A 16525-nucleotide genomic window follows, 5' to 3' on the forward strand; every position below is an offset into this window, starting at 1 on the left:
GCTATCCGAGCGCCGACTTCACCGCGTCCGCGAGCCGCCCGGCGATCGTGCGGGCCTGCTCGATGTCGGCGGCCTCCACCATCACGCGCACCAGCGGCTCGGTGCCGGACGGGCGCAGCAGCACCCGGCCCGTGGAGCCCAGCTCGCGCTCGGCGTCGGCGACGGCCGCGGCCAGCTCGCCCGAGGTGGCGACGCGGGACCTGTCCACGTCCGGGACGTTGATCAGGATCTGCGGCAGCCGCTGCATGACCCCGGCCAGGTCGGCCAGCGTGCGCCCGGTGGCCGCGACGCGCGCCGCCAGCATCAGGCCGGTCAGGGTGCCGTCGCCGGTCGTCGCGTGGTCGAGGATGATCACGTGGCCGGACTGCTCGCCGCCCAGGGCGTAGCCGTGCTCCTTCATGGACTCCAGCACGTACCGGTCGCCGACTCCGGTCTGCACGACCTGGATGCCCTCGGCCTCCATGGCGAGCTTGAAGCCCAGGTTGGACATGACGGTGCCGACCACGGTGTTCCCGCGCAGCTGCCCGGCCTCGCGCATGGCCAGCGCCAGGACGGCGAGGATCTGGTCGCCGTCGACCTCGGCGCCGGTGCCGTCCACCGCCAGGCAGCGGTCCGCGTCGCCGTCGTGGGCGATGCCGAAGGCGGCGCCGTGCTCGACCACGGCCTGCTTCAGCAGGTCCAGGTGGGTGGAGCCGCAGCCGTCGTTGATGTTCAGGCCGTCGGGCTCGGCGCCGATCGTGACGACCTCCGCGCCGGCCCGGGTGAAGGCCTCGGGCGAGACGTACGCGGCCGCGCCGTGGGCCTCGTCCAGGACGACCTTCAGGCCGTCGAGGCGGTTGGGGAGGACCCCGATGAGGTGGGCGACGTACTTGTCGAAGCCCTCGTCGTAGTCGGAGACGCGGCCGACGCCGGAGCCGGTGGGGCGCTGCCAGGGCGCGCCCGTGCGGTGCTCCTCGTACACGGACTCGATGCGGTCCTCCAGCTCGTCGGCGAGCTTGTGGCCGCCGCGCGCGAAGAACTTGATGCCGTTGTCGGGCATGGCGTTGTGGCTCGCGGAGAGCATCACGCCGAGGTCGGCACCCAGCGCACCGGTGAGATACGCCACCGCCGGGGTGGGCAGCACACCGACGCGCAGGACGTCCACGCCGGCGCTGGCGAGGCCGGCGACGACCGCGGCCTCCAGGAACTCGCCCGACGCGCGGGGGTCGCGGCCGACCACCGCCGTGGGCCGGTGCCCCTCGAAGGTGCCCGCCTCGGCCAGTACATGTGCGGCCGCCACGGAGAGGCCGAGCGCGAGCTCAGCCGTCAGATCCGCGTTGGCGACGCCTCGTACACCGTCCGTCCCGAAGAGTCGTCCCACTGTTGTCCTCCCGAGTTCAAGCTTCGCTTGGTGACCGCTAGTGACAGTTGTTTGCCGCTTTTGGCGGTAAACGAACCGCCCCGGCAGCACGGAGAGTGCTGCCGGGGCGGTTTCGTTGCTGAACAGCAGGCGCAGATTAACGCTTGCTGTACTGCGGAGCCTTACGGGCCTTCTTGAGACCGGCCTTCTTGCGCTCGACCGCACGGTCGTCGCGGGAGAGGAAGCCGGCCTTCTTCAGCGCCGGGCGGTTGTTGTCCACGTCCGCCTCGTTCAGCGCGCGGGCCACGCCGAGGCGCAGGGCGCCGGCCTGACCGGAGACGCCGCCACCCGCGATGCGGGCGATGACGTCGTAGCGGCCGTCAAGCTCGAGGAGCTTGAAGGGCTCGTTGACTTCCTGCTGGTGCACCTTGTTGGGGAAGTAGTCCTCAAGGGTGCGACCGTTGATCTTCCACTTGCCGGTGCCCGGAACGATCCGGACGCGGGCGATGGCGTTCTTGCGACGGCCCAGGCCGGCGGCCGGCTGGGGGTCACCGAAGCGACCGGCAAGCGACTCGGAGGTGTAGTCGCCCTCGACGACGACGTCCGACTCGGTGGTGTACTCCTCGACGCCCTCGAACTCGTCGACGGGGGTCTCGGCGGTGGTCTCGGCCACGATGCTCCTCAGAATTCTCTACGTCTTAGGGGGTGGCCGGAACTACTGCGCGACCTGGGTGATCTCGAACGGCACCGGCTGCTGGGCAGCGTGCGGGTGCTGGTCGCCCGAGTAGACCTTCAGCTTCGAGAGCATCTGACGGCCCAGGGTGTTCTTGGGGAGCATGCCCTTGACGGCCTTCTCGACGGCCTTCTCCGGGTTGTTCGCCAGGAGGTCGTCGTAGCGCACGGAGCGCAGACCGCCCGGGAAGCCGGAGTGGCGGTACGCCATCTTCTGGGAAGCCTTGTTGCCGGACAGGTGAACCTTGTCGGCGTTGATGATGATGACGAAGTCGCCCATGTCCATGTGGGGGGCGTAAGTCGGCTTGTGCTTGCCCTTCAGGAGGGCAGCGGCCTGGGTCGCCAGACGGCCGAGGACGACGTCCTGGGCGTCGATGACGAGCCACTGGCGCGAGATGTCGCCGGGCTTGGGGCTGTACGTACGCACGCGTATGCCTTCGCTTCTTCAGTGGTGGGTCATCCCATAGGGCGCAAGCCCCGCGGGAAGGGTCCTGACAGGGTCACCACGGACGATCACGACAGCCCTCGTTCACTTCGGGGACGCAACCCGTGTGAACGGCCAACTGCTGGTCATCGGTCCGGTGGACCGGCGTAAGGCCCTTTCACGTGAGAATGAGAAAGCCAATACGCATAACAAACCAGCAGGATACCCAAGCAGACCCGTACGGGTCAAAACGCGGTCCGCGATGCCGATTCTGCTGGCGTCGCGGCGCACTCCGGTTCGGTCCTGGATGGGGACCCCGCAGTTGTTACGGGTTCCAGAGTAACCCGTACGGAGCGCAGTGCACGACGCACCAGCAGACCCGCGAGCCCGCAGAGGGTGGCGCAGTCCTTGAACGCACGCCGTTTGCGGGCCAGCTCGTCCGGCCACGGAACCAACGCCATCTGGGGCGTCAGGGCCAGCCAGAACCAGGGCGAGCGGGGCATCGAGCCCGCCCGCACCCCCGAGGCCAGCAGCAGCGGCAGCACCACCAGCAGGTAGTGGTCGAAGGAGGGCCGCGAGACCAGGAATGCGGCGAGCATCACCGTGCAGGCCGTCTCCACGAGCCTCAGCTCACCGCCGTCACCCTCCGGATCCGGCCGCCGCCAGCGCGCCCACGCCGCCCACAGCCCGGCCCCGGCCCCCGCGAAGGCCAGCACCACCGCCACCGGCTGGGGCACCCCCAGCCGCGGCAGCACCGCGATCGGCGAGGCGTCCCAGGGCAGCGCGTAGGAGTCCTGCCCCTGGAAGAGGAACGGCAGCGTCTTGGTGAAGAACAGCGACGGGCTCGGCATCACCAGCGCCCCCGCCAGGGACATCCCCAGCGGCACCAGCACCGCCACCGCCAGCCCCCGCCACCGCCCGGCCAGCAGGAACAGCAGCCCGATCGGCACCAGCATCGGCTTGCAGGCGATCGCCAGCCCCACCACCAGCCCGGCCGCCGCCCACCGCCCGCGGTGCGCGAGCAGCAGCGCGAAGGGCAGCGCGGCCGCCGAGACCGCCGTCCAGTTCCCGATCAGCACCAGGTTCACGTACGGCTTGTAGGCCAGGGCCAGGACCGCGAACCCGCCCACCGCCAGCCGCGAGCACAACGGCACCGAGAACAGCTTCAGCGCGGCCAACCAGCCCGCCCCCAGCAACCCGGACATCCCGGCCGGAAGCAGCCAGCGCAGCGCCTCCCGCGGCAGGAGCGCCTCGGGCACCGCCATCAGCACCGCGCTGGGCAGGTACAGGAACCGCTTGTCCTCGTACGGGGAGCCGCCGTCCAGCAGCGTCCGCGCGGCCTTGACCACGAAGGCGTTGTCGGAGCCCCAGTTCGCCCGCAGACTCGTGGAGACGGCGATGGCCAGCAGGATCCCGGCGGAGAGCACCCGCCACGGCCGCGGGGCCGGCCCGAGCAGCCACGCGGTCACCCGGCCCGCCGTGGACGGCTGCCGCCACCGCATGAGCCAGATGCTCGGCCGCAGCCCCACGGCACTCCCCCTCAGCGCTTGCGCTCGACCCTGCGTTCGTCCCGGACGGGCTCCCGAGACCCATCCACACCGCCACCCTCGCACCCCTCGGCCCCAAGGGGCCTCAGCGGCTTCGGCCGACCGCGCCGGACCCCGTCCGCCGGACACGGCACCCGGTCAGCGCTTGCGCTCGACCCTGCGCTCGTCCCAGACGGGCTCCCGAGTCTCCCTCACGACACCGTCCGAACCGAAGACCAGATAACGGTCAAAGGTCCGGGCGAACCAGCGGTCGTGCGTCACGCACAGCACGGTCCCCTCGTACGACTCCAGGCCGTCCTGCAGGGCCTCCGCCGACTCCAGGTCGAGGTTGTCCGTCGGCTCGTCCAGCAGCAGCGCCGTCGTCCCGGCCAGCTCCAGCAGCAGGATCTGGAAACGCGCCTGCTGGCCGCCCGAGAGCTTCTCGAACTTCTGCTCGCCCTGGCGCTCCAGCTCGTAGCGGCGCAGCACCGCCATGGCCGGACCCAGCGGCTTCGCCGCCTCCGTCCACAGGATGTCGACGAGCGTGCGCCCGAACAGCTCCGGGTGGGCGTGGGTCTGCGCGAAATGGCCGGGAAGCACCCGTGCGCCCAGCTTCCAGTCGCCGGTGTGCTTGACGTCCTCGCCCGCCAGCAGCCGCAGGAAGTGCGACTTGCCGGAGCCGTTCGAGCCGAGCACCGCGACCCGCTCGCCGTAGAAGACCTCCAGCGAGAAGGGCTTCATCAGCCCCGTCAGCTCCAGGTTCTCCACGGTCAGCGCGCGCACGCCCGTGCGGCCGCCCTTGAGCCGCATCTTGATCTCCTGCTCGCGCGGCGGCTCCGGCGGCGGGCCGGCCTCCTCGAACTTCTGGAAGCGGGTCTGCATCGCGCGGTAGCGCGAGGCCATGTCCGGGCTGCTCGCGGCCTGGTTGCGCAGCCGCAGGACCAGGGCCTTCAGGCGGGCGTGCTCCTCGTCCCAGCGGCGCTTGAGCTCCTCGAAGCGGGCGAAGCGCTCCTTGCGGGCCTGGTGGTACGTGTCGAAGCCCGCGCCGTGCACCCAGACGTCCGTACCCGTCGGGCTCGGCTCCAGGCTGATGATCTTCTCGGCGGCCCGGGACAGCAGCTCCCGGTCGTGCGACACGAAGAGCACCGTCTTGCGGGTGGCCTTCAGCTGCTCCTCCAGCCAGCGCTTGCCCGGGACGTCGAGGTAGTTGTCCGGCTCGTCGAGCAGCAGCACCTCGTCCGGCCCGCGCAGCAGCGCCTCCAGCACCAGCCGCTTCTGCTCACCGCCCGACAGCGTGCGCACCTCGCGGTACTGGGCCCGGTCGAACGGGATGTCCAGTGCGGCCGTGGTGCACACGTCCCACAGGGTCTCCGCCTCGTAGCCCTGTACGTCGGCCCAGTCGCTGAGCGCCTGCGCGTACGCCATCTGCGCGGCCTCGTCGTCGACCGTCAGGATCAGGTGCTCGGCGTGGTCCACGGCCTTCGCCGCTTCCCGGATCCGCGGCTGCGCCACCGAGACCAGCAGGTCCCGTACGGTCGTCTCGTCCCGGACCGAGCCGACGAACTGCGACATCACCCCGAGGCCGCCGCTGATGGCGACCCCGCCGCCGTGCGGCTGGAGCTCGCCCGAGATCAGCTTCAGCAGGGTGGTCTTGCCGGCGCCGTTCGCCCCCACCAGGGCCACCACCGACCCCTCCCCCACGCGGAAGGAGACGTCGGGGAGCAGGACCCGCCCGTCGGGAAGGTAGTACTCCAGGTGGCTGGCTTCGAGATGTCCCATGCCGGGCATTGTCCCGGTCGGGCGGCGCCGGGCCCAAACCGTTTAGGGGGGTGTCCGGCTAAGGGCTGTCCCGTACTCCCCGGTGGATCGGCGCACGGCGTCGGATGCGGTGCGTCGCAAGGCGGAGGGGCGCCCCCGTACTGGGCGTATTCGGGCGTTCCGACAACGCAGCGAGGTGCCGTGCCCGCCGGAGATTACGGGACAGCCCTTAGCAGCAGCCCTTGCCGGGGAGCGTGCGCATGTTCCGCGCCTCCTTGCTGCGGGCGGCCAGCAGCTCGTCCGCCGGGTAGCCGACCTCCTCCAGGGTCAGCCCGTGCGGCTTGACCACGTGCACCGAGGAGTCCCGTACGGCGGCCGCCAGCACCTGCCCGGGCCACTCGACCGGCCGGTGTCCGTCGCCGACGTGGAGCAGGGCCCCGACCAGCGAGCGGACCATGTTGTGGCAGAACGCGTCGGCCCGCACCGTCGCCGTGACGATGCCGTCCTCCCCGCGCTCCCAGCTGAGCTGCTGGAGCGTACGGATGGTCGTGGCGCCCTCGCGCTTCTTGCAGTACGCGGCGAAGTCGTGCTCGCCGACCAGCGCGGCGGCGGCCTCGTTCATGGCGTCCACGTCCAGCGGCCACTGGTGCCACAGCACGTGCCCGCGGCGCAGCGGGTCCACGCCCGCCTTGTGGTCGCCGACGCGGTAGGCGTAGCGGCGCCAGATGGCCGAGAACCGCGCGTTGAAGCCCTCGGGGGCCTCGGCGGCCCTCCACACCCGTACGTCGTGCGGCAGTCGGCCGGCGAGGCGGCGCAGCAGCTTGTCGTGGTGCTCGGCCCACACCTCCTCGGCCAGGTCGAACTGCGCGACCTGCCCGCGCGCGTGCACCCCGGCGTCGGTGCGTCCGGCCACGGTCAGCTCGACCGGTTCCTTGAGCCGCATCACGGTCTGCAGGGCGCTCTCCAGCTCGCCCTGGACGGTGCGCAGCGTGCGCTGCTTCGCCCAGCCGGAGAAGTCCTTGCCGTCGTAGCTCAGGTCCAGCCGTACCCGGACGTGCCCGGGCTCCACCTCGTCACTCACGTGACAGATCCTCTCAGAAGCACAGCAATGCAGAACGGGCCCGCCCCCGGAAGGGGCGGGCCCGTTCAGAGCCGATCAAGCAAGCTCGATCCCGGGACGGGATCAGGCCTCCTTGGTCTCCTCGGCGGCGGGAGCCTCGGCCACGGCCTCGGCGTCCTTCGCGGCGCGCTTGGTGGCGGCCTCGGCCTCACCGGTGGCCTGCTGGGCCACGGTCAGGGCCTCGACCAGCTCGATCACGGCCATCGGGGCGTTGTCGCCACGACGGTTGCCGATCTTGGTGATGCGCGTGTAACCACCGGGGCGGTTCTCGTAGCGCGGGGCGATCTCGGTGAACAGCGTGTGCACGATGCTCTTGTCCGTGATCGTCTGCAGCACCAGGCGACGGTTGTGGATGTCGCCCTTCTTGGCCTTGGTGACCAGACGCTCGGCGTAGGGACGCAGGCGGCGGGCCTTGGCCTCGGTGGTGGTGATGCGGCCGTGCTCGAAGAGGGCCTTCGCGAGGTTCGCGAGGAGGTGCTTCTCGTGCGCGGCGGAGCCGCCCAGGCGGGCACCCTTTGCGGGACGCGGCATTGTTACTCCTTCAAATCTGCACCGGCCGTGTCAGGTACCGGTGTCAGTTCCCTCAGGCGGTCGCGAGAGGGTGGGTGCGGGGGGCGTGAGCCCCCCGCAAGCTTTCTCAGTACTGCTCGGTCTCGACGAAACCGGCGTCCGCGTCGTCGTCGGCGCCGAAGGCGTCGGCGGCGGCGGTCGGGTCGAATCCGGGCGGGCTGTCCTTGAGGGCCAGGCCCATGCCGGCCAGCTTCGCCTTGACCTCGTCGATCGACTTCGCACCGAAGTTGCGGATGTCGAGCAGGTCGGCCTCGGAGCGGGCGACGAGCTCACCCACGGAGTGGATGCCCTCGCGCTTGAGGCAGTTGTACGACCGAACGGTGAGCTCCAGCTCCTCGATCGGCAGCGCCAGGTCGGCGGCCAGGGCGGCGTCCGTCGGGGACGGGCCCATGTCGATGCCCTCGGCGTCGATGTTGAGCTCGCGGGCCAGACCGAACAGCTCGACCAGGGTCTTGCCGGCGGACGCCATGGCGTCGCGCGGGCGCATGGCCTGCTTGGTCTCGACGTCGACGATCAGCTTGTCGAAGTCGGTGCGCTGCTCGACTCGGGTCGCCTCGACCTTGTAGGTGACCTTGAGGACCGGGCTGTAGATGGAGTCGACCGGGATGCGGCCGATCTCCTGGCCCAGCTGCTTGTTCTGGACGGCGGAGACGTAGCCGCGACCGCGCTCGACGGTCAGCTCCATCTCCAGCTTGCCCTTGCCGTTGAGCGTGGCGAGGACCAGGTCCGGGTTGTGCACCTCGACACCGGCCGGGGGCGCGATGTCGGCAGCGGTGACCAGGCCGGGACCCTGCTTGCGCAGGTACATCACGACCGGCTCGTCGTGCTCCGAGGAGACGACCAGCTGCTTGATGTTGAGGATGATGTCCGTGACGTCTTCCTTGACGCCCGGCACGGTGGTGAACTCGTGCAGGACGCCGTCCACGCGGATGCTGGTGACAGCGGCACCCGGGATGGAGGACAGGAGGGTACGGCGCAGGGAGTTGCCGAGGGTGTAGCCGAAGCCCGGCTCCAGCGGCTCGATCACGAACCGCGAGCGGTACTCGTCGACGACCTCTTCGGTCAGCGAAGGACGCTGAGCGATAAGCATGTCTGTTCCTTCAGTCGTGGACGCCCACTATTTGACGCCCGACGGGTGCGGCCGGGAGGCCGCGGACTACAAGGGTACGGGCGGTACGTCCCCCGAAGGGAGCGCACCGCCCGGACACTCAAGAACGCACAGGTGCGTCCGCTGCGTCAGACGCGGCGGCGCTTCGGCGGGCGGCAGCCGTTGTGCGGGGTGGGGGTGACGTCCTGGATCGAGCCGACCTCGAGGCCGGTGGCCTGGAGGGAGCGGATCGCGGTCTCGCGGCCGGAGCCCGGACCCTTGACGAAGACGTCAACCTTGCGCATGCCGTGCTCCTGCGCGCGGCGGGCGGCCGACTCGGCGGCCATCTGCGCGGCGAAGGGGGTGGACTTGCGCGAGCCCTTGAAGCCGACGTGGCCGGCGGAGGCCCAGGAGATCACGTTGCCGGACGGGTCCGTGATCGAAACGATGGTGTTGTTGAACGTGCTCTTGATGTGGGCGTGCCCGTGAGCGACGTTCTTCTTTTCCTTGCGGCGCACCTTCTTGGCAGCGCCCTGACGACCCTTGGGGGGCATCTCTTACTCCTACGGGAGGTGGTCGGTCCTACAGCGCAAGACCGCTGAACAGGACTACTTCTTGCCCGGCTTCTTCTTACCGGCGATCGCGCGACGCGGGCCCTTGCGGGTACGCGCGTTCGTGCTGGTGCGCTGACCGTGCACCGGCAGGCCACGACGGTGGCGGATGCCCTGGTAGCACTGGATCTCGATCTTGCGGCGGATGTCGCCCTGGATCTCGCGGCGGAGGTCACCCTCGGTACGGAGGTTGGCGTCCACGTACTCGCGGATCTTGACGAGGTCCTCTTCGGCCAGGTCACGAACGCGGGTGTTCGGGTTCACGCCGGTGGAGGCGAGGATCTCCTTGGACCGGGTGCGCCCGATACCGAAGACGTAGGTGAGTGCGATCTCCACACGCTTTTCGCGCGGGATGTCAACACCGGAAACGCGTGCCATTCAATGGCTCCTGTGTGTTCGGGGGTCTGCAACAGAACCGCTCCCGACCGCCGACCACCCGAATGGGTGGTGGTACGTCCGGGTCCCCGGCCCCCGCCGGAGGTGCCGCCGGCCCCTGGGGGCTGGGCGGGTTCTGCTTATGTACGTTTTCTTACGTCGCGCGAAGAACTGCGTAGTGCAGGTCGGTCGGCGTGCGTCAGCCCTGGCGCTGCTTGTGGCGCAGGTTGTCGCAGATGACCATGACCCGGCCGTGACGGCGGATCACCTTGCACTTGTCGCAGATCTTCTTGACGCTCGGCTTGACCTTCATGTTGGTGAGGTTCTCCGGGTCAGTGCCACCACCCGCACCGGGACGGACGCCCAGGCAGGAGTGAGGACAAGATCTACTTGTATCGGTAGACGATCCGGCCACGCGTCAGGTCGTACGGAGACAGCTCCACAACGACCCGGTCATCGGGAAGGATGCGGATGTAGTGCATACGCATCTTGCCGCTGATGTGCGCGAGGACCTTGTGACCGTTCTGGAGTTCCACCTTGAACATGGCGTTCGGGAGGGACTCGATCACGGTGCCCTCGATCTCGATGGCACCTTGCTTCTTGGCCACGCTTCGCCTTTCGAATCGGCTACCTTGATCGGCTCACAGGCATGGAAATGCACGCGAGCCGACGAGTCAGTCTACGTCAGGGCACCCAGAAAGACGAATCCGGAAAGTTTGCCCATGAGTCTAGATCATTAACCGAGGACCGCCCGAGGGGGTCCTCCTGCTCAGCCCAGCGGGTCGGGGGCGGTCGTGACCCCGTACTCCGCCAGCTTGGCCTTGCCGCAGTCCGGGCTGGTCAGGACGATCGGGCCGGCCTCCGTCAGGGCTACCGAGTGCTCCCAGTGCGAGGACCAGGTGCCGTCCGTGGTGATGACCGTCCAGTCGTCCGCCAGGACCTCCGTCTGGGCGGTGCCCAGGGAGACCATCGGCTCGATCGCCAGGCACAGGCCCGGGACCAGCTTGATGCCCTTGCCCCGCTTGCGCGAGACGTAGTTCAGCAGGTGCGGGTCCATGTGCATCTCGGAACCGATGCCGTGGCCGCCGTAGTCCTCGATGATCCCGAACTTGCCGAGGCTGTGCTCACCGGTCGCCGGCCGCGGCTGGCGCTTGATGTAGCCCTCGATCGCCTTCGAGATGTCCACCAGGCGGTTGCCGAGCTTCATGGCCGCGATGCCGGCCCACATCGACTCCTCGGTTACCCTGGACAGCTCGATCAGCTCCGGAGCGTGACCGGTGCCCACGAAGGCCGTGTAGGCCGCGTCGCCGTGCCAGCCGTCCACGATCGCGCCGGCGTCGATGGAGATGACGTCGCCGTCCTTCAGGACCGTCTTGTCGTCCGGGATGCCGTGGACGACGACCTCGTTCACCGAGGTGCAGATGGTCGCCGGGAAGCCGCCGTACCCGAGGAAGTTCGACTTCGCCCCGGCGTCGGCGATCACCTTCCGGGCCACCATGTCCAGGTCCCGGGTCGTGGAGCCCGGCACGGCCGCCTCACGGGTCGCCGCGTGGATCGCGGCGACGACCAGCCCTGCCTCCCGCATCTTCGCGATCTGCTCGGGGGTCTTCAGCTGAACCATGAAACTGGGCCTTCCCTCTTCTGCGGCCAAACCGCCGCCGCTTTCGCGGAGGTGGTTGCTCTCCGCTGTGGTACCTCAATTATTGGCTGACGTCACACGCCACCGTGCCACGCAGACGGCCGCGGCGCCCCGAAGGACACCGCGGCCGTACTGTCGGTCACGAACTGGAGTGACTACTTCTTCAGGGCGTCCATCGCCCGCTTGGTGATCTCCTGCACCTCGCCGAGGGCGGAGATGGTCACCAGCAGGCCCTGGGCCTTGTAGTAGTCGATGATCGGCTCGGTCTGCGTGTGGTAGACCTCCAGCCGGTTGCGGACCGTGGCCTCGGAGTCGTCGTCGCGCTGGTACAGCTCGCCGCCGCAGTGGTCGCAGACGCCCTCGGCCTTGGGGGCCGCGTAGATCACGTGGAAGACGTGCGCGGAATCCTTGCGGCAGATGCGCCGGCCGGCGATGCGCTTGACGACCTCGTCCTCCTCGACCTCCAGGTCGAGGATGGCGTCGAGCTTCATGCCCGCTTCCTTGAGCGTGGCGTCGAGCGCCTCGGCCTGGGCGACGTTGCGCGGGAAGCCGTCGAGCAGGAACCCGCCCTTGGCGTCCGGCTGCTCCATCCGGTCCTTGGCCATGCCGATGGTGATCTCGTCCGGGACGAGCTCACCGGCGTCCATGAACGCCTTCGCGCGCCGGCCCAGCTCGGTGTTCTGGCTGATGTTGGCGCGGAAGAGGTCGCCCGTGGAGATGTGCGGGATCGACAGGTTCTTGGCAAGGAACGCGGCCTGCGTTCCCTTGCCCGCACCGGGAGGCCCGACGAGGACGATTCGCATCAGCGGAGGAACCCTTCGTAGTTGCGCTGCTGGAGCTGGCTCTCGATCTGCTTCACGGTTTCCAGACCCACACCCACGATGATGAGGATGCTCGTCCCGCCGAACGGGAAGTTCTGGTTCGCTCCGAAGCCGGCCAACGCCATTGTCGGCACAAGAGCGATCAGACCCAGGTACAGCGACCCCGGCCAGGTGATCCGGTTGAGTACGTAGCTCAGGTACTCGGCGGTGGGCCGGCCGGCGCGGATGCCCGGGATGAACCCACCATACTTCTTCATGTTGTCCGCAACTTCCTCGGGGTTGAACGAGATCGCCACGTAGAAGAACGCGAAGAAGACGATCAGGAGGAAGTAGGTGGCGATGTAGTACGGGTGGTCGCCCTTGACGAAGTGCTTCTGGATCCAGTTGGCCCAGCCGGCCGTCGATCCGCTGAACTGCACGATCAGCGCCGGGATGTACAGCAGCGACGAGGCGAAGATGACCGGGATGACACCGGCCTGGTTCACCTTGAGCGGGATGTAGGTGGACGTACCGCCGTAAGCACGGCGGCCGATCATGCGCTTCGCGTACTGGACCGGGATCCGGCGCTGCGCCTGTTCGACGAAGACCACCAGGGCCACCATCGCGAGGCCCACCAGGATGACGACGGCGAACTCCACCCAGCCATCAGCGATCTTGCCCTGGAGCTTGATGGTCCAGAGGGCGCCGACGAAGCCGGCCGCGATCGAGATGAACATCAGGATGGACATGCCGTTGCCGATGCCGCGGTCGGTGATGAGCTCACCGAGCCACATGACGACACAGGTACCGGCGGTCATGGTGATCACCATGGTGATGGTGGTGAAGATCGAGTGGTTGGGGACGATCTCGCGAGCGACCGGGCAGCTGCCGAAGAGGGCGCCGGTACGCGCGGTGGCGACCAGGCCGGTGCCCTGGAGGATCGCGAGCGCGACCGTCAGATAGCGCGTGTACTGAGTGATCTTCGCCGTGCCGGACTGGCCCTCTTTCTTGAGGTTCTCCAGCTTCGGGATGACCACGGTCAGCAGCTGCAGGATGATGCTCGCCGTGATGTACGGCATGATGCCGAGCGCGAAGATCGTGATCTGCAGCAGCGCACCGCCGCTGAACATGTTGACCAGGCCGAAGAGGCTGTTGCTGCTCCCCATCTGGTCCACACAGATCTGAACGTTCTTGTAGCTCACGCCGGGTACCGGGATGTGGGACCCGAGCCGATACAGCACGATGATGCCGAGCGTGAAGAGCAGCTTCTTGCGCAGGTCGGGCGTCTTGAACGCCCGGGCGAACGCGGTGAGCACGGTGCCTCCTGCGACCCCCGCGCTACTGCGTCAGAGGTGACGGTCTGAAGGATCGACGAATACGTACGAGCAAAGGTGCAGGCCACCTTACCGGCGACTGCGCCCCCCGTGGAACGACCGACCGGGGATGCCCCATATGTGAGGCATCCCCGGTCGGGTTTCTAGCTATTTGTCACAGAGTTCGTCTTAGACGAGCTCGGTCACGGTGCCGCCTGCGGCGGCAATCTTCTCCTTGGCGGAGGCGGAGACGGCGTCAACCGAAACCGTCAGCGCCACGGAGATCTCGCCCTGGCCCAGGACCTTGACGAGGCTGTTCTTGCGAACCGCGCCCTTGGCGACCAGGTCGGCCACCGTGACCTCTCCACCCTCGGGGTAGAGGGCACCGAGCTTGTCCAGGTTGACAACCTGGAACTCGGTGCGGAACGGGTTCTTGAAGCCCTTCAGCTTCGGCAGGCGCATGTGGAGGGGCATCTGCCCACCCTCGAAGCGCTGCGGAACCTGGTAGCGGGCCTTCGTGCCCTTGGTACCACGACCGGCCGTCTTACCCTTCGACGCCTCACCGCGACCCACACGGGTCTTCGCGGTCTTGGCGCCGGGGGCGGGACGGAGGTTGTGGGCCTTCAGCGGATTGGTCTCAGCCATTAGTCAACCTCCTCAACCGTCACGAGGTGGCGGACGGTGTGCACCATTCCGCGGAACTCGGGGCGGTCCTCCTTGACGACCACGTCGTTCAGGCGCTTGAGCCCGAGCGAACGAAGGGTGTCGCGGTGGTTCTGCTTGCTGCCGATGTACGACTTCGTCTGCGTGATCTTGAGGCGGGCCATCAGACACCCGCCCCAGCGCGCGCACGAAGCAGGGCCGCGGGGGCGACGTCCTCGAGCGGCAGACCACGGCGAGCCGCGATCTCCTCGGGACGCTGCAGGCCCTTCAGGGCCTCCACGGTCGCGTGCACGATGTTGATCGCGTTGTCGGAGCCGAGCGACTTCGACAGGATGTCGTGAACGCCGGCGCACTCCAGAACGGCGCGCACCGGGCCACCGGCGATAACACCGGTACCGGGGGAAGCAGGCTTCAGCAGGACAACGCCGGCCGCCTTCTCGCCCTGGATCGGGTGCGGGATGGTGCCCTGGATACGGGGAACCTTGAAGAAGTTCTTCTTGGCTTCCTCGACGCCCTTGGCGATGGCCGCGGGAACTTCCTTGGCCTTGCCGTAACCGACACCTACGGTGCCGTCACCGTCACCCACCACGACGAGCGCGGTGAAGCTGAAGCGACGACCACCCTTGACAACCTTGGCGACACGGTTGATCGCGACAACGCGCTCAACGTAAGCGGTCTTCTCGGCGGCAGCGCCACCGTCGCGACCCTTCCGGTCCCGCCGCTCGCCGCCACCGGCACCGCTGCCGCGGCGCTGGGGTCCAGCCATTGGATTACCTCTCTCTGTTACGTCCGTGAGTCCCGGAACCGGGGCTTAGAACTTCAGCCCGGCTTCGCGGGCGGCGTCAGCCAGAGCGGCAATGCGCCCGGCGTATCGGTTGCCACCGCGGTCAAAGACGACGGTCTCGACACCCGCGGCCTTGGCACGCTCGGCGACGAGCGCGCCGACGGCCTGGGCCTGGGAGCTCTTGTCGCCCTCGCCACCGCGGATCGAAGCGTCCAGGGTCGACGCCGACGCAAGGGTGTGACCCTTGAGGTCGTCGATGACCTGAGCAACGATGTTGCGGTTCGAACGCGTCACGACGAGGCGCGGACGCTCCGCCGTACCCGAGACGTTCTTGCGGATGCGGATGTGGCGGCGAGCCTTGGCAGCGCGCTTGTACGCGTCGCCCTTGGCGATCTTCACACCGTATGCCATGGCTACTTACCAGCCTTTCCGACCTTGCGGCGGATGACCTCGCCGGCGTACTTGACACCCTTGGCCTTGTACGGGTCGGGCTTCCGCAGCTTGCGGATGTTGGCGGCGACCTCGCCGACCTTCTGCTTGTCGATGCCCTCGACCGAGAACTTGGTCGGGGACTCGACCTTGAACGAGATGCCGTCGGGCGCCGTGACCAGGATCGGGTGGCTGTAGCCGAGCTGGAACTCCAGGTCGGAGCCCTTCGCGGCCACGCGGTAACCGACACCGCTGATCTCGAGGGCCTTGGCGTATCCCTGGGTCACGCCGGTGATCATGTTCGCCACCAGCGTGCGGGACAGGCCGTGCAGGGCCTTGTTCTGACGCTCGTCGTTCGGACGGGTGACGTTCAGAACGCCGTCCTCACCCTTGACGATCTCGATCGGCGCGGCGACGGTGTGGGTGAGCAGACCCTTGGGGCCCTTCACCGCAACCGTGCGGCCATCGATGGTGACGTCCACACCGGCGGGAACCTGGATGGGGAGCTTGCCGATTCGCGACATTGCTTTTCCTCCGTTCCCGACTACCAGACGTAGGCGAGGACTTCCCCACCTACGCCCTTCTTGCCTGCCTGCTGGCCGGTCAGGAGACCGTGCGACGTGGAGATGATCGCCACGCCCAGGCCACCGAGGACCTTCGGCAGGTTGGTGGACTTCGCGTACACGCGCAGACCGGGCTTCGAGATCCGCTTGATGCCCGCGATGGAGCGCTCACGGTTCGGCCCGAACTTCAGCTCGAGGACGAGGTTCTTGCCGACCTCGGCGTCCTCGACCTTCCAGCCGGTGATGAAACCCTCCTGCTTGAGGATCTCCGCGATGTGCGACTTGATCTTGCTGTGCGGCATCACGACGGTGTCGTGGTACGCCGAGTTAGCGTTACGCAGACGCGTGAGCATGTCTGCGATCGGGTCAGTCATGGTCATGAAGTGGCCTTCGGCCTCTCTCGCCGGGGTTTCCTGTATGCGCCATCCCTCTCCCCGCTCAGAGGCGGGACGGGTGCGGTGCGGGGACCTACGGCGTAGTAAGTCGTTATGGGCGGCGGACGCCCAACCACACAAGCCTAAGGCATGCGCGGCCGGGCATCCGCCGACCAGATGCTTACCGAGAGTCTCTGGAACTTCCCCAAGTCCTTACGGACTGGAGGGAATTACCAGGAGCTCTTGGTCACGCCCGGCAGCTCGCCACGGTGAGCCATCTCACGAAGGCAGACGCGGCACAGGCCGAACTTGCGGTACACGGAGTGGGGGCGACCGCAGCGCTGGCAGCGGGTGTACGCACGCACACCGAACTTGGGCTTGCGGGCAGCCTTCGCGATGAGAGCCTTCTTCGCCATCT

At 68.2% G+C, this 16525-nt stretch carries 22 protein-coding genes; all 22 read right to left on the reverse strand.

Features of this window, described 5'->3' with window-relative positions:
* Nucleotide 1: 1 nt before the first annotated feature.
* The 22 genes from glmM to ACZ7IF_RS12410 all read right to left on the reverse strand — a co-directional run bounded on the left by glmM (nt 2) and on the right by ACZ7IF_RS12410 (nt 16523).
* Nucleotides 2–1360: a phosphoglucosamine mutase gene (gene glmM / locus ACZ7IF_RS12305; RefSeq protein WP_470967934.1), complete on the reverse strand. Its 1359-nt coding sequence runs from the start codon at nt 1358–1360 to the stop codon at nt 2–4.
* A 136-nt stretch (nt 1361–1496) separates the two neighbouring features.
* A complete protein-coding gene (gene rpsI / locus ACZ7IF_RS12310) occupies nt 1497–2012 on the reverse strand; it encodes a 30S ribosomal protein S9 (RefSeq protein ID WP_361913690.1) in 516 nt (171 codons plus the stop codon).
* A 42-nt stretch (nt 2013–2054) separates the two neighbouring features.
* Nucleotides 2055–2498 (reverse strand): 50S ribosomal protein L13, encoded by a 444-nt coding sequence (rplM, locus tag ACZ7IF_RS12315; protein WP_362460589.1) that lies wholly within the window; start codon nt 2496–2498, stop codon nt 2055–2057.
* A gap of 242 nt (nt 2499–2740) precedes the next feature.
* On the reverse strand, nt 2741–3997 hold the full coding sequence (locus tag ACZ7IF_RS12320) for a glycosyltransferase family 87 protein (protein ID WP_470967946.1): 1257 nt from the start codon (nt 3995–3997) through the stop codon (nt 2741–2743).
* A gap of 183 nt (nt 3998–4180) precedes the next feature.
* Complete coding sequence (locus ACZ7IF_RS12325) at nt 4181–5809, reverse strand: ABC-F family ATP-binding cassette domain-containing protein (RefSeq protein ID WP_470967953.1); 1629 nt, start codon at nt 5807–5809, stop codon at nt 4181–4183.
* A 199-nt stretch (nt 5810–6008) separates the two neighbouring features.
* On the reverse strand, nt 6009–6860 hold the full coding sequence (gene truA / locus ACZ7IF_RS12330) for a tRNA pseudouridine(38-40) synthase TruA (RefSeq protein WP_470967957.1): 852 nt from the start codon (nt 6858–6860) through the stop codon (nt 6009–6011).
* 102 nt (nt 6861–6962) lie between these two features.
* Nucleotides 6963–7430 carry a 50S ribosomal protein L17 gene (rplQ, locus tag ACZ7IF_RS12335; protein WP_030298228.1) on the reverse strand — a complete coding sequence of 156 codons (468 nt, stop codon included), beginning with the start codon at nt 7428–7430 and terminating at the stop codon, nt 6963–6965.
* Nucleotides 7431–7536: 106 nt separating this feature from the next.
* Nucleotides 7537–8559 carry a DNA-directed RNA polymerase subunit alpha gene (locus ACZ7IF_RS12340; RefSeq protein ID WP_007265920.1) on the reverse strand — a complete coding sequence of 341 codons (1023 nt, stop codon included), beginning with the start codon at nt 8557–8559 and terminating at the stop codon, nt 7537–7539.
* Nucleotides 8560–8705: 146 nt separating this feature from the next.
* Nucleotides 8706–9110, reverse strand: coding sequence for a 30S ribosomal protein S11 (gene rpsK, locus ACZ7IF_RS12345; protein ID WP_003956432.1), 405 nt, complete (start codon nt 9108–9110; stop codon nt 8706–8708).
* A gap of 54 nt (nt 9111–9164) precedes the next feature.
* On the reverse strand, nt 9165–9545 hold the full coding sequence (gene rpsM, locus ACZ7IF_RS12350; RefSeq protein WP_007265919.1) for a 30S ribosomal protein S13: 381 nt from the start codon (nt 9543–9545) through the stop codon (nt 9165–9167).
* 196 nt (nt 9546–9741) lie between these two features.
* Nucleotides 9742–9855 carry a 50S ribosomal protein L36 gene (gene rpmJ, locus ACZ7IF_RS12355; RefSeq protein WP_003956441.1) on the reverse strand — a complete coding sequence of 38 codons (114 nt, stop codon included), beginning with the start codon at nt 9853–9855 and terminating at the stop codon, nt 9742–9744.
* Nucleotides 9856–9928: 73 nt separating this feature from the next.
* Entirely contained in the window at nt 9929–10150 is a 222-nt protein-coding gene (gene infA, locus ACZ7IF_RS12360) for a translation initiation factor IF-1 (RefSeq protein ID WP_003956442.1), read from the reverse strand.
* 161 nt (nt 10151–10311) lie between these two features.
* The gene (gene map / locus ACZ7IF_RS12365) at nt 10312–11163 is read right to left on the reverse strand and encodes a type I methionyl aminopeptidase (RefSeq protein WP_470967961.1); all 852 of its coding nucleotides are present in this window, start codon (nt 11161–11163) and stop codon (nt 10312–10314) included.
* A gap of 173 nt (nt 11164–11336) precedes the next feature.
* On the reverse strand, nt 11337–11984 hold the full coding sequence (locus ACZ7IF_RS12370) for an adenylate kinase (protein ID WP_470967967.1): 648 nt from the start codon (nt 11982–11984) through the stop codon (nt 11337–11339).
* Nucleotides 11984–13297 (reverse strand): preprotein translocase subunit SecY, encoded by a 1314-nt coding sequence (gene secY, locus ACZ7IF_RS12375; RefSeq protein WP_470967973.1) that lies wholly within the window; start codon nt 13295–13297, stop codon nt 11984–11986. The genes ACZ7IF_RS12370 and secY overlap by 1 nt, the downstream gene beginning before the upstream one ends.
* Before the next feature lie 186 nt (nt 13298–13483).
* Entirely contained in the window at nt 13484–13939 is a 456-nt protein-coding gene (rplO, locus tag ACZ7IF_RS12380; RefSeq protein WP_401247064.1) for a 50S ribosomal protein L15, read from the reverse strand.
* On the reverse strand, nt 13939–14121 hold the full coding sequence (gene rpmD, locus ACZ7IF_RS12385) for a 50S ribosomal protein L30 (RefSeq protein ID WP_005313525.1): 183 nt from the start codon (nt 14119–14121) through the stop codon (nt 13939–13941). The genes rplO and rpmD overlap by 1 nt, the downstream gene beginning before the upstream one ends.
* On the reverse strand, nt 14121–14723 hold the full coding sequence (rpsE, locus tag ACZ7IF_RS12390; protein WP_007265914.1) for a 30S ribosomal protein S5: 603 nt from the start codon (nt 14721–14723) through the stop codon (nt 14121–14123). The genes rpmD and rpsE overlap by 1 nt, the downstream gene beginning before the upstream one ends.
* Nucleotides 14724–14768: 45 nt before the next feature.
* Nucleotides 14769–15152, reverse strand: a complete 384-nt coding sequence (gene rplR, locus ACZ7IF_RS12395) for a 50S ribosomal protein L18 (RefSeq protein ID WP_007265913.1) — start codon at nt 15150–15152, stop codon at nt 14769–14771.
* 2 nt (nt 15153–15154) lie between these two features.
* Nucleotides 15155–15694, reverse strand: coding sequence for a 50S ribosomal protein L6 (gene rplF / locus ACZ7IF_RS12400; protein ID WP_007265912.1), 540 nt, complete (start codon nt 15692–15694; stop codon nt 15155–15157).
* A gap of 20 nt (nt 15695–15714) precedes the next feature.
* Complete coding sequence (rpsH, locus tag ACZ7IF_RS12405; RefSeq protein WP_007265911.1) at nt 15715–16113, reverse strand: 30S ribosomal protein S8; 399 nt, start codon at nt 16111–16113, stop codon at nt 15715–15717.
* Nucleotides 16114–16337: 224 nt separating this feature from the next.
* Entirely contained in the window at nt 16338–16523 is a 186-nt protein-coding gene (locus tag ACZ7IF_RS12410; protein ID WP_003956452.1) for a type Z 30S ribosomal protein S14, read from the reverse strand.
* Nucleotides 16524–16525: the final 2 nt, after the last annotated feature.

This window comes from Streptomyces sp. NPDC037421 (assembly GCF_055602105.1).

Coding starts and splice junctions, on each gene's coding strand:
- ACZ7IF_RS12320 (WP_470967946.1), bottom strand. CDS start 3,997: ATGCGGTGGCGGCAGCCGTCCACGGCGGGCCGGGTGACCGCGTGGCTG.
- ACZ7IF_RS12410 (WP_003956452.1), bottom strand. CDS start 16,523: ATGGCGAAGAAGGCTCTCATCGCGAAGGCTGCCCGCAAGCCCAAGTTC.
- ACZ7IF_RS12370 (WP_470967967.1), bottom strand. CDS start 11,984: ATGCGAATCGTCCTCGTCGGGCCTCCCGGTGCGGGCAAGGGAACGCAG.
- rpmJ (WP_003956441.1), bottom strand. CDS start 9,855: ATGAAGGTCAAGCCGAGCGTCAAGAAGATCTGCGACAAGTGCAAGGTG.
- rplO (WP_401247064.1), bottom strand. CDS start 13,939: ATGGCTGAGACCAATCCGCTGAAGGCCCACAACCTCCGTCCCGCCCCC.
- rplR (WP_007265913.1), bottom strand. CDS start 15,152: ATGGCATACGGTGTGAAGATCGCCAAGGGCGACGCGTACAAGCGCGCT.
- rpsM (WP_007265919.1), bottom strand. CDS start 9,545: ATGGCACGCGTTTCCGGTGTTGACATCCCGCGCGAAAAGCGTGTGGAG.
- ACZ7IF_RS12325 (WP_470967953.1), bottom strand. CDS start 5,809: ATGCCCGGCATGGGACATCTCGAAGCCAGCCACCTGGAGTACTACCTT.
- rpmD (WP_005313525.1), bottom strand. CDS start 14,121: ATGGCCCGCCTCAAGATCACGCAGACGAAGTCGTACATCGGCAGCAAG.
- rpsH (WP_007265911.1), bottom strand. CDS start 16,113: ATGACCATGACTGACCCGATCGCAGACATGCTCACGCGTCTGCGTAAC.
- rplF (WP_007265912.1), bottom strand. CDS start 15,694: ATGTCGCGAATCGGCAAGCTCCCCATCCAGGTTCCCGCCGGTGTGGAC.
- rpsE (WP_007265914.1), bottom strand. CDS start 14,723: ATGGCTGGACCCCAGCGCCGCGGCAGCGGTGCCGGTGGCGGCGAGCGG.
- rplQ (WP_030298228.1), bottom strand. CDS start 7,430: ATGCCGCGTCCCGCAAAGGGTGCCCGCCTGGGCGGCTCCGCCGCGCAC.
- rpsK (WP_003956432.1), bottom strand. CDS start 9,110: ATGCCCCCCAAGGGTCGTCAGGGCGCTGCCAAGAAGGTGCGCCGCAAG.
- ACZ7IF_RS12340 (WP_007265920.1), bottom strand. CDS start 8,559: ATGCTTATCGCTCAGCGTCCTTCGCTGACCGAAGAGGTCGTCGACGAG.
- map (WP_470967961.1), bottom strand. CDS start 11,163: ATGGTTCAGCTGAAGACCCCCGAGCAGATCGCGAAGATGCGGGAGGCA.